The following is an 11804-nucleotide window of genomic DNA, read 5'->3' as shown; positions in this document are numbered from 1 at the left end:
AAAGGTTGGCGAGCCGAAGACCTCAGCCCCGCCGCTCTGGCTGGCTCGCCTCGTCACAACAGGCGGACAGAAATAGAAGAGAAAGGAGGCGAGGCCCCGCTTCTCGATAGCGTTCGCTGAATGTTGCCCCAGTACCAGCCAACTCGCTGCTTTGCTGGCTGTCCTTGTGAGGGAGCCTGGCCTGGCTTGCTCGACTGCCCGAGGCATGACGCATGACTGGCAGTACAGCGCGAGGCTCACTTCCTGATCGTACCTGCCAGCAGCGACCATTCAGAAAGGAGATGTCATGGACGCATATGCTCCCAGGGTGACGCAACGGCGCAGGATTGCGCGGCAAAGTCTTTTGAGTCTGCTGATCCTCCTCTCTATTTGCTCGCTCTTTCTCGTGCTCCCATCGCTCAACTCGGCTCCCCATGCCCATGCCGAGGCTCCTGTGCAGATCAATGCAGGTGGGCCGGCGACGGCGCCGTTTGTGGCGGACAGCTACTACAGTGGGGGGACGACGGCCAGCACGAGCAACGCCATAGATACATCGGGGGTAACGAACCCGGCGCCGCAGGCGGTCTATCAGAGCAATCGCTATGGGAACTTCACCTATACGATCCCGAGCCTGACGGCGGGGGCGACCTATACGGTGCGGCTGCACTTTGCTGAGACGTACTGGAGTGCGGCGGGCAAGCGGGTCTTTAATGTAAGCATCAATGGGCAACAAGTGCTGACGAACTTTGATATCTATGCGGCAGCGGGTGGAGCGAACAGGGCGGTAGTGAGGCAGTTTAGTGCGACGGCGACGACGAGCGGGACCGTGACGATCCAGTTTAGCACAGTGGTGGACAATGCCCAGGTCAACGGGCTAGAGATCCTGCCAGCGGGCAGCGCTGTGCAGATCAATGCAGGTGGGCCGGCGACGGCGCCGTTTGTGGCGGACAGCTACTACAGTGGGGGGACGACGGCCAGCACGAGCAACGCCATAGATACATCGGGGGTAACGAACCCGGCGCCGCAGGCGGTCTATCAGAGCAATCGCTATGGGAACTTCACCTATACGATCCCGAGCCTGACGGCGGGGGCGACCTATACGGTGCGGTTGCACTTTGCTGAGACGTACTGGAGTGCGGCGGGCAAGCGGGTCTTTAATGTAAGCATCAATGGGCAGCAAGTGCTGACGAACTTTGATATCTATGCGGCAGCGGGTGGAGCGAACAGGGCGGTAGTGAGGCAGTTTAGTGCGACGGCGACGACGAGCGGGACCGTGACGATCCAGTTTAGCACAGTGGTGGACAATGCCCAGGTCAACGGGCTAGAGATCCTGCCAGCAGCGGGCGGCACGCCGACACCGACGCCGACCCCAACAGGGACGCCGCCGGGAGGCACGCCCAATTTCGGGCCGAACGTCTACATCTTCGACCCCTCGATGCCCAGCTCGACGATCCAGAGCACCCTCGACGCCATCTACAGTCAGCAGCAGACCAACCAGTTTGGCACCAATCGCTACGCCCTGCTCTTCAAGCCGGGCACCTACAATGTCACGGTCAATGTCGGCTTCTACACTCAGGTGCTCGGGTTAGGCCGCTCGCCTGATGATGTCGTGATCAATGGGGCGGTCGATCTCGACGCGGCCTGGATGAATGGCAACGCCACCCAGAACTTCTGGCGTGGCGCCGAAAATCTCAAGATTATTCCCTCGGGCGGCTGGAACAAATGGGCAGCAGCCCAGGCCTCGCCACTGCGCCGCGTAGACATCCAGGGCAACCTCCTGCTCTGGGATGGTGGTTGGGCCAGCGGGGGGTTCCTGGCCGATAGCCTGGTCACGGGTCAGACGCAGTCTGGCTCGCAGCAACAGTGGCTCTCACGCAACGATCAGCTTGGGAGCTGGAACGGTGGGGTCTGGAATATGGTCTTCGTGGGAGTCAACGGCGCGCCGCCGCCGAGCTTCCCCAATCCGCCCGAGACGGTGGTCAACCAGACGCCAGTCATTCGCGAGAAGCCTTTCCTCTACATTGACCAGGCCGGCAACTACTATGTCTTCGTGCCGGCGCTGCGCAGCAACAGCCAGGGCACAACCTGGGCCAACGGAACGGCGGCGGGCACCTCGATTCCCTTGAGCCAGTTCTACATTGCCCATCCTGGCGATTCTGTCGCCACCATCAATAATGCCCTAGCTCAGGGTCTCAACCTCCTCTTCACGCCGGGGGTCTACCAGCTCAATGGCACCATCAACATCACGCGCCCGAATACAGTGGTGCTGGGCTTGGGACTGGCGACGCTAGTGCCCCAGAATGGGGTCATCCCCATGACAGTGGCCGACGTCGACGGGGTCTCGATCGCAGGACTGCTCTTTGACGCTGGCCCGGTCAACTCACCGGTCTTGCTCCAGGTCGGTCCCAGCGGCTCCTCTCAAAACCATGCTGCCAATCCGACTGTGCTGAGCGATGTCTTCTTCCGCATCGGCGGGGCTGGCGCCGGCCAGGCTACTCAGAGCCTGGTGATCAACAGCAACAACGTCATTGGCGATGACCTCTGGCTCTGGCGGGCCGACCACGGCAGCGGCGTTGGCTGGACCGTCAACCCCGCCGCCAATGGCCTGGTTGTTAATGGCAGTAACGTGACGATGTATGGCCTCTTCGTCGAGCACTATCAGCAGTACGAGGTCATCTGGAACGGGAACGGAGGGCGTACCTACTTCTTCCAGAACGAGATGCCCTATGATCCGCCCAACCAGGCAGCCTGGATGAACGGGAGCACACGCGGCTATGCCGCCTACAAGGTGGCGAACTCGGTCACCAGTCATGAAGCCTGGGGAGTGGGCAGCTACTGCTACTTCAATGTCGATCCCTCAATCGTCGCGGACCGCGCTTTTGAGGTACCCAATACGGCGGGGGTGATCTTCCACGACCTGGTGACGGTCTCGCTCGGCGGCGTGGGGACGATCCAGCATATTATCAACAACACTGGAGGCCCCTCGAATTCGAGCACGACGAACGCCTATCTGGTGAGCTATCCCTGACGCTTGCTTCCTCCCAGGCTGGCAATCTCTCCTGTGGAGGCATTCGCTAAGGACGGAATGCAGCTACCTGAAAAGCAGCTGCATTCCGTCGTAGCAGCAAGGCAAGAGGGTGGATATCTGGTCTGCTGTGGAAGGAGGGGAGCCGGGAGCTAGCGCTCTTTTGGCTGAGCAAGGCCATGCCACTTGCGCAGATGTTCGGTATGGGTGCGCAGGTAGGCCCCAGGCTCAAACAGGGTGTCGTAGTATTCCAGGTCCAGGTGATGGGCTTGCAGATACATCAGAATGAAAATCGTTGGGACCGTAGCCGGAAATTTGCCGAATGTGTCAAAGATATACTGGGCCTGGAGTGCGACGCATTCGCGAAAGCGCTCGTCATGGACCTGAGCGCTGGCGCGCACTCGCCGGCTCTCCTTCCACGGGCCTGGAGTATCGGGATGGAAGGGCCCGCCAGGGCCAAACTTGCGCTCGCAGAAGCGCTCGACGGCTGCCCGCATCGTCGGGAAATGTGGTGGACAATAGCCTTCGAAGATGCCCGGTAGGCCGGTTGGGTTGGGCTGTGACCAGCGCTCATCGGTGTCATAGCGGAAGCCAAGTCCGGGCACTGCGGGGTCGCCGCTGGCGCCCAGCATTGTCAGACGATCGATACCGTCGAACATCCAGCCGCCAAGACCCAGGGCCTGGAGCATCAACATGCCGGCATAGGCAGCCGTGGCCAGCTCGGCAGTGCACTCGGTCAGCGAATATTGATCCAGAAAGGTCAGTGGCAAAGGATTGTCAACATCGACCGGATCGGCGAAGCGCTCGAGGCCCGGAATGGGGCGCCGATGGATGTCATCGTAGATACAGTAGCCGTTCTGCACATAGAAGCACAAATTGGCGATCGTGTGCTGAGCAACGTCGCCGACTGGGATCACGAGCAGCGAGCCGGGGCGGTTGGCCACCCAGGTATTGTGTCCCTCCATATAAGGCTCGCGCGGTGGCAGGTAGATCCGCTGGCCTGAGAGGCGGCGAATCCGCACACGATGGGCGCGCAGTAAGTCCGCCAGGGAGAGCTGGCCATCCGCTGCGCGCGGCACCAGGGCAGGGGCGTCGCGCGTGGCGAAGAAATAGGTGCCGCTGTCGTCAGTGAAGAAGATCTCACTGGTGTGGAAGCCGGCAGCAGAGGGGAAGGTTCTTCCGCCAGCGGCGCCCGCGTAGTTGGCGAGACGGGGGGCGTAGCGCTCATGGCGCGTAATAGAATGGTGCCAGCCAGTGTTACCGCCAACGGCAAGCAGCACTAGCAGCGTCTCCAGCTCTGATAAGGGCAGCGGCTCGTAACGAGAGCGATAGGCCAGTGGCCCGTCAGGAATCTCGGCCCCGAGAAGAAAGCGGCGCGAGCGCCTTCCAAAGAGGGCCTCTACGAAAGGAAAGGTCAAAAGCTCTTGCAAGGCTTGCTCCTCGTCTGGCCCTTCTGGGGAGAAGTCAAGCTGTCGCTGCTGATCGCTCATGATCTTCGTCTCCTCGCTTATCCTCTGAACAGCTCCCCCACCGCGGCGCACAGCACGCCCTCGTCTCTTCCCTTGGCCCCCTCACCCCGTCACGGAGGGAGTGAAATCAGCCTGGCCTCCCTCCCTGGTCGCTGCGCTCTTGCTTTCCGCTGCCTGCCGCGAGCAAGGCAAGGCAAGGCTGATTCCCAAAGCTATTATTGACTATCTGGATGAACTTTGTCAACAACCTATTGACAGAGCCGGCAGCGGCAGGTAAGCTATCATTAGCTGGACCAGCAAAGTGTGGAGCGAACGGTGCCGTTGCCGCCAGTGTCGGCGGCTTATCTTTTCCCTGGAAGAGCAGAGAGGAGTCATTTCTCTCTGTTTTTGTTTTTGCTCTGAGGAATGAGGCTGCTTCTAGTGAGAGAAAGGGGAATGACCATCTATGTCTGAGACGTCCGAGCACCTTGCCGAGGCGGTGCTGAGCGGGGAGCAAGGGGAAGGAGTGGCTCAGCCCGGCCTGCGACGCAATGCCATCGGTCTCTCCGAGGTACTCTTTCAATCCATTACTTCGATGGCTCCGGCCACTGCCGTTACCGCCGCTCTCACTCCTGCTATCCCCTATACGGGGGCCTCGCTGCCGCTAGCTGTGCTGCTGGCGACCGTGGCCAGCACTCTGGTGGCGGCTAACATTGGCCAATTGGCCATCCATATCCCCTCGGCTGGTGGATTGTATACCTATATCAGTCGCGGTCTGGGGGCGCGCCTTGGCTTCCTTGCTGGCTGGATCTTTCTGCTTGCGCAGCCCTTGCTGCTGCCATTTATCAGCCTCGTCTGGGGAACTGTCAGTGAAAGTCTGCTGGCGAACCTGACGGGCCTGCACCTGCCCTGGTATGTTTGGGTCCTGATTGGCAATGGCCTGCTCCTCCTGCTGACGTATTTCGGAATCAAGCTGTCGGCAGACGCCAGCCTTGTCCTGGGCCTGATCGAGATTGGTGTGCTGCTGGCCTTGAGCTTCACTATGATCATTACTGCCGGAGATCATAATGACCTGACTACCTTTACACCGGCTTTTAGCGTCGATCGCGGCCTGGGGGGCTGGCTTGGTATTGGGCAGGGCATGGTCTTTGCCTTTCTGGCCTTCTTGGGCTTTGAGGCCGCTGCTCCTCTGGCGGAGGAGAGTGAGCAGCCGCGTCGGACGATCCCGCAAGCGGTAATCTTTTCGGCTCTGGGCATCGGTCTCTTTTATGTGCTGGCCTCTTATGCAGGTGTCATCGGCTGGGGGCCGGCTCGACTGGACAGCTACGTGGCGGCCTCCAACCCCTGGGTAGTCTTAGGGGCGCGCTATTGGGGCGTGGCTGGACCAGTGATCTTGAGCCTGGCGGTGATCAATAGCTCGCTTGGGAACGGCAATGCGGGCATCAATGCCGCGACGCGCGTGGTCTATGCTCTGGCGCGTGCTGGGGCGTTGCCGTCTTTCCTGGGGCATCTGAGTCGGCATCGAACCCCGAGTGTCGCAATCGCTCTCCACGTTGCCTTGGCCACGCTGGTAGCCCTGGCGACGGGCTTTCTCTTTGGGGTGTCAGTGGCTTTCTCGCTGCTGGGCACCGTCTTGACGCTTGGTTTCTTGTTGCTCTATATAGCTGCCTGTCTGGCTTCTGCCGCTTTCTATTTCCGCGAGCGGCGGCTGGAGTTTGGCTTCTGGCGTCATGTCGTCCTGTCGCTGGTTCCTACGATCATACTCTTCTTCCCGCTGGCAGTCCAGGTCTATCCGCTGCCGGCCTACCCGCTCAATCTGGCGCTTCCCATTCTAGTGCTCTGGATTGTTCTGGGGGTGATCTATCTCGGGTTTCTGCAATGGCGTCACCCGAAGGCGCTGGAGCGAGGTAAGGCAATCTTTCTTGAGGAAGAGGAGGAAGTGGCCGTATGAGCACGAATGGCCTGGTGACCGCTTTCGACTGGCTCTTCCTCGAGACCCTGGGCTGTGGCGAACTTAGGGATGATCACTTGGATGAGCCGCTGCTGACCAGGATGCTGCTGCTCTGTTATGCTCAATTTGAGCGGCTGCAGCGCCGTCGGTCTCCTGTCTCGTGGCCTTTTCATGGGCGATTGCTCCCTCGCCGTTCCGGTCTGCCCTCGCGCCTGCTTGTCTACAGGCTACCGGTCAGTGAGCGCGGTGAGTTGAGCTTTGTTGGCTTCATCGGGAAGAAGCAAGCTCAGCGTCCTATGGGACTGGACGAGCAGATTCAGCAAGTCGATCTGGCGCTCATTGGGGAGCTGACTCGTTTCCCTGAGCTGGTGAGCTATGCTTCTCTCCAGCTCGGAGATGGCAATTGGAGCAATCTGGTCTTGTTTGCCCAGCCATCGTTGCCGGAGCGTCTGCGGGCCAGCGAGCAGCATCGCCATGCTGCCTTTGAACTGGCCCCCTACTACTATGAGTGGATTCGCCTCCATTATGGCCTGGTCTGGCCCGGAGAGCGCTCTCCCTCGCTGCAGTTCCGGACGACACGCTACTATCTCTTTCAGGGCAGGCCACCGCGACCGCTGATTCAGGAGCGCCAGCGCCGCGGTCTGGCCCGTGGCGCCTGAGCGCTCTGCCCTCCTGGAGATGGGATGAGGCCCGTAGCCCGACTCTGAAGAGTTCGGTGCCAGGGGCCTCATCTCTCCTGGTCATCTTGCCTGGATAGGGCTGCCTTTCCTTGCTAAGGCAGGCCTCTTGAGTGAAGAAGCGGTCCCACTCCTGTGATCTGTCTGCAGGGCTATTCTGCCCCGGAATCCTGCTGGTGAGGTGTCGAGGGCGGGGGGAACTGCGGGCCGCCGGCGGGAGCCGGCTCGCTCTGGCCGTGCTAATGCCGGGCTTGCTGGCGATCAGCGGCTCCGGCCAGGAGGCTGATGCCCAGGCTCAGCAGGATGATGATTCCCAAAGCCAGGCGTAGGCCCACAAAGCTGGCCACAAAGCCGATCGTGGGAGGACCAGCCATGAGACCCGTATAGCCGCAGGTGGCAACGGCGGCCAGAGCGGTGCTGGTGGCCTGACCTTGTCCGGCAAAGCGCCCAGCGGAACTGAGGGTCAAGGGAAAAATGACGCTGAGACCGCAGCCGATCAGGGCAAAACCGCAGAAAGCCAGCACCAACCAGGGCGCGAGCAGCACCAGTGCCAGGCCGCTGGCTGCCAACAGTCCTCCAAGATGGATCATCAGGGCCGCTCCCAGACGCGCCGTGAGAGCGTCGCCAACGCTGCGGCTGACCATCATCATGACGGAGAAGATGGCGTAACCGATGGGGGCCAGGCCAGCCCCGCTGTGCAGGTTGTTGTTGAGATAGAGAGCACTCCAGTCGGCCATCGCTCCCTCTCCAAAGAGAGAGCAGAAGGCAATCAGTCCCAGCACCAGTGTGGCCCGCGAGGGGCGGGCAAATATCACTCTCCTGGCCTCGCCCGTGCGCTCGCCAGCGGGCTGATCATGAGATGAGGGCAGGAGGCCCGGAATGCAACAGAGCGTCAAGATCGCGCCCACTAGGGCAACGCCGCTGAAATGTGGCAGCAATGGAATATCGTATCCAGCGATGAGTCCCCCGAGCAGGGAGCCTGCCAGGCTCCCAAGGCTGTAGCAGGCGTGAAAAGAGTTGAGGATAGGCTGGCCGTAGAGGCGCTCTGCAGCTACCCCCTGGGTGTTCATGGAGACGTCCATCGCTCCTGAGCTGGCTCCGAGCAGGGCCACGCTGGCGATGAGCAGCGGCAGGCTCGGCGCTACTGCGACCAGGGTCAGCATCACGCAGAGGCTGAATGTGGCAAGGGTCACAATGCGCCGACTGCCATAGCGCGCTGCCAGGTAGCCACCTCCGCTCATGCCGGCCAGGGCCCCAGCAGCCCCGCTAAAGAGGACGCTACCGAGAAGCGCCGGTGCCAGCGCCAGACGGGCCTGCACGGCAGGAATACGCGCCGCCCAGGTTGCGAGTAGTACGCCGTTCAAAAAGAATAAAAAAGCGACGGCCAGCCGAGCCCAACGCCGCCGCGCTAACGAAAGGGGATGCATCCCTGCGGTCTGGTCCATAAGTCGTCTGTGTACCCTCCTTCCTGCTTGCTTATTCTCCGATGCCTTCCCGCCGCTCTCTCCGTGACCAGCCGGGATACTCGGAAGCAAAAATATAGTAGCCCGGCTCCTCTAGCTCTTCGGGCAGCCGCCGCAGGCCAATCTTGAGGGCGACCTGTTGCGATGGCAGGTTAGCGCTTCTGATGCGCGCGATGATCGGTAGCGACGGTAGATAAGCCTGGGCGAGCTGCAGAGCTGTGCGGGCCATCTCGGTGGCGTAGCCGTGGCCCCAGGCGCTCGGAGTGAAGCGATAGTAGAGGTTGAGAACGGTGTACTCGTGCCAGCGCTGCTGCTCCAGTCCGCCGAAGCCGATGATTGTGCGATCCTGTGCTAGCTCTACGGCCCAGTAGCCGAAGCCGTGCTCGGCCCAGTGCCGCCGGCAAAGGCGCAGCATGGCCTCGCTCCCCGCCAGGGAGCGGTGGACGCTCTCCGGGCTGTACTGATAGGTGGCCGGGTCGCCGTGCACGCGAAACATCGCAGGCCCGTCCTCAGCTTGCAGACGGCGAAGCAGCAGGCGTGGTGTGCGCACAGCACTCCAAATAGCTGCCAGCTCTCCAGGTGAGCGATGGGCCAGTTGAGGCTGAAAGCTCTCTTCGTGAGTCAGTGCTGGTTTGCCTCCCTCTAGGTTGGTTGTGGTAGTGGGGCACCGGCCAGGATGAGCGATGAGTCGCTCCTTCCTGGCCGCGATGCCGTGCTTCTGCTTCCTTCAGTCTATCACACTCGTCAGCTCCGCCAGGTGCGGGCGAGGGGTGGGAAGGCAGGAGAGTTGGCGGGACTCGCTCGCCATCCCGCGTCGTGAGACCTGAGAGCCTGCTCAGGATTGCCCTTCATATTGCTCATCGCTGACCGGCTCCTGCCAGTCGGCTATGCGCCCTGCGAGCTGCTCTTAAATAGCGATGTGCGTCATGGCCGTGGTGGGAGCGGCGCCGTGCCAGCGCTTCTCACCGGGCGCGAACCAGACCACATCTCCTGGACGAATCTCTTCAACAGGGCCGCCCCAGCGCTGGACCCGTCCGTTGCCGTCAGTCACGATCAAGATCTGCCCGAAGGGATGACTGTGCCAGGCCGTACGGACACCCGGCTCGAAGGTCAGGCTGATGGTGTGCACCCCTCCAGGCTCCTGGGCTTCGCCCAGTGGATCAATACGCACCGGACCCGTGAAGTGCTCGGCGGGTCCTCGCTGTGATGGCTGGGTGCCACTTCGGCAAAGCTCCATCTTGCTTCATTCCTCCTTCTGCCCGGAGACTGCCCTCTCAGGAGAACACTCAGCAGCGCTCTTTTCTTCCCCCCAGATGTCGCTTTCATTCTGGGGTTATAACATTAGTTTTTCGGTATAAATCAAAATTAGAATATCATTAGAAGTCAAAGAAAGACTTGCATTCATAACATGAATAGACTACCATGTTATCGCACCGTATCGCTATACAGTTGTCCTTTCGCCTGGTGGCGAGCTGCCCTTACGAGCGGGAGGGCAGAGCGATGGCATAGAACAGGGATTGAAGGTATGGAAGAGGATCAACATCAAGAGGCGCTGGCGTGGTCTGGGGCCGTCTCCTGGCCGGTGAAGTCGCTGGTGGAGAGAGCGGAGAGTACGGAAGAGCAATTGTGGCGCAGCGAGGTTGAGGCGTTGCGGACCTTGCTCTGGCAGCGTCGGCTCTGGCTAGTGGAGGCGCTGGATGCGCTGATGGAGGAGGCGGGACTACTCAACCAGGCGGCGCGCTGGCTCTGCAACACCCTGGCGGCTGGGCGGAAGGTTCTGGTGGCTGGCAACGGAGGCAGTGCCGCCCAGGCCCAGCATTTTGCCGCTGAGCTAGTGGGGCGTTTCAAGCGCGAGCGCCGTCCCTACCCAGTGGTTGCCTTAACAAGCGATAGTGCCACTCTAACGGCTCTGGCCAACGACTATGGCTATGCGGCAGCCTTTGCGCGCCAGATTCAAGCGCTGGGGCAGCCGGGCGATCTGCTGTTGGCACTGAGTACCAGTGGTGAGTCTGAGAACCTGCTGCAGGCAGCGCTGTTGGCACGGCAGCAGGGGGTATTTGTGTTAGCGCTCACAGGAGAGCGAGAGAGCCGCCTGGAGACGCTGGCCGATCTTACGCTGCGCATGCCCGGCGGGACCGAGCCGGCACGCACACAGGAGCTGCAGCTGCTGCTCATCCATGTGCTCTGTGATCTGACTGAGGCCCAGCTCTGCCTGCGGGAGCGCCACCGTGCGCTGCGGATGGAGGCACCTGAAGGTCTATGATGCGACCTGCGCTCTTTCTGGATCGTGATGGGACACTGGTCCAACCCGTCCATTATCCGCGCCGCCCCGAGGATCTCCACCTCTATGAGGCGATTGCGCCGGGCCTGCGTCTCCTGCAAGCTCTGGGCTACGTGCTCGTCGTGGTGACGAACCAGTCCGGTCTGGCCCGTGGCTATTTCACTGAGGCGGCCCTGGAGGAGATGCATGCTTATCTGCGCCGGGAGCTAGCACGGGAAGGGGTCTATCTCGCCGCCATCTATTATTGCCCTCATCATCCCGAGGGCCGTATCCCTGCCCTGGCAATTCAGTGCAATTGCCGCAAGCCTCAGCCGGGACTGTTATTGCGGGCCGCCGCCGAGCTTCGCCTCGATCTGACCCGCTCCTGGTTCGTGGGCGATATCCTGGACGATGTCGAGGCGGGGAATCGGGCCGGCTGCCGCACGGTGCTGGTTGATCTTGGAACTGAAGGCCCGCCCGAATCTGCCCTGCGCCGGCCTACCTTTGTTGCTCGTGATACCTGTCAGGCTCTAGAGTTGATCGTCGGGTCTGTTCTGATGGCGAACGCTTCGCGGGAGCCTGACCCTTCCTCGAAGGTACTCCCCTGTCAGGGGGGAGCTGCGCCTGCTGTGCCTGTCGAGCTACCCCGCCTGCCAGCGCGTCTGGCTGAAAAGCTCAGCTGAGCTGATGGTCCATCCTGCTGGCTGGTCAAATATGCTCGCGCAGGCCGGAACTGCTGCCTTATCCCCGACCATTATGCCGCTGGGCAGTCCTTCTGCGGCTGCCAGCTGGGTGCTCTCTATCTGCCTGACTACCTGGCTGATTGCTTGCCCATGAAGAGGCCCTCAGAGGGGAGGGAGGTGCGGGGATCTGCTTCCAGCAAGATGAGGTGGAGACGGCGGTCGCGATTCCTCGGGGCCAGATCGGGAGATTGCTGGATTGTCTGCTTCTGCTTGCTTGTTTGGGATTGGCTCGACTGGATCAGATTGGAGGCTGGAGTG

At 61.2% G+C, this 11804-nt stretch carries 8 protein-coding genes and 1 pseudogene; 5 read left to right on the top strand and 4 right to left on the bottom strand.

Annotated features, from left to right (window positions below; genetic code table 11):
• Window positions 1-286 precede the first annotated feature (286 nt).
• Window positions 287-3007, top strand: coding sequence for a malectin (locus BGC09_RS22185; protein ID WP_084658461.1), 2721 nt, complete (start codon window positions 287-289; stop codon window positions 3005-3007).
• A gap of 149 nt (window positions 3008-3156) precedes the next feature.
• Here the strand turns inward: BGC09_RS22185 and BGC09_RS11335 are convergent, their stop codons facing one another.
• Window positions 3157-4494, bottom strand: coding sequence for a hypothetical protein (locus BGC09_RS11335; RefSeq protein WP_069804111.1), 1338 nt, complete (start codon window positions 4492-4494; stop codon window positions 3157-3159).
• Between the two features lie 424 nt (window positions 4495-4918).
• Here BGC09_RS11335 and BGC09_RS11330 point away from each other — a divergent pair, with 424 nt between their 5' ends.
• Window positions 4919-6403 (top strand): APC family permease, encoded by a 1485-nt coding sequence (locus BGC09_RS11330; RefSeq protein WP_069804110.1) that lies wholly within the window; start codon window positions 4919-4921, stop codon window positions 6401-6403.
• Window positions 6400-7062: a hypothetical protein gene (locus BGC09_RS11325; protein ID WP_069804109.1), complete on the top strand. Its 663-nt coding sequence runs from the start codon at window positions 6400-6402 to the stop codon at window positions 7060-7062. Before BGC09_RS11330 ends, BGC09_RS11325 begins: the two co-directional genes overlap by 4 nt.
• Before the next feature lie 257 nt (window positions 7063-7319).
• On the opposite strand, the gene BGC09_RS11320 is transcribed toward BGC09_RS11325, so the two are convergent.
• The 3 genes and pseudogenes from BGC09_RS11320 to BGC09_RS11310 form a co-directional block, all read right to left on the bottom strand.
• A complete protein-coding gene (locus tag BGC09_RS11320) occupies window positions 7320-8525 on the bottom strand; it encodes an MFS transporter (RefSeq protein WP_069804108.1) in 1206 nt (401 codons plus the stop codon).
• A gap of 31 nt (window positions 8526-8556) precedes the next feature.
• The gene (locus BGC09_RS11315) at window positions 8557-9093 is read right to left on the bottom strand and encodes a GNAT family N-acetyltransferase (RefSeq protein ID WP_176728905.1); all 537 of its coding nucleotides are present in this window, start codon (window positions 9091-9093) and stop codon (window positions 8557-8559) included.
• A 285-nt stretch (window positions 9094-9378) separates the two neighbouring features.
• Window positions 9379-9780 (bottom strand): annotated as a pseudogene (locus BGC09_RS11310) ((R)-mandelonitrile lyase).
• Between the two features lie 288 nt (window positions 9781-10068).
• On the opposite strand from BGC09_RS11310, the gene BGC09_RS11305 reads away from it, so the two are divergent.
• Window positions 10069-10806 (top strand): D-sedoheptulose-7-phosphate isomerase, encoded by a 738-nt coding sequence (locus tag BGC09_RS11305; protein WP_218104024.1) that lies wholly within the window; start codon window positions 10069-10071, stop codon window positions 10804-10806.
• The gene (locus BGC09_RS11300; RefSeq protein ID WP_069804106.1) at window positions 10803-11486 is read left to right on the top strand and encodes a D-glycero-alpha-D-manno-heptose-1,7-bisphosphate 7-phosphatase; all 684 of its coding nucleotides are present in this window, start codon (window positions 10803-10805) and stop codon (window positions 11484-11486) included. Before BGC09_RS11305 ends, BGC09_RS11300 begins: the two co-directional genes overlap by 4 nt.
• Window positions 11487-11804 lie beyond the last annotated feature (318 nt).

This window comes from Thermogemmatispora onikobensis (assembly GCF_001748285.1).
Taxonomy (GTDB): Bacteria; Chloroflexota; Ktedonobacteria; order Ktedonobacterales; family Ktedonobacteraceae; genus Thermogemmatispora; species Thermogemmatispora onikobensis.
Note: the sequence above shows the minus strand (reverse complement) of the source record. Positions and strands in the feature narration are given on the sequence as shown.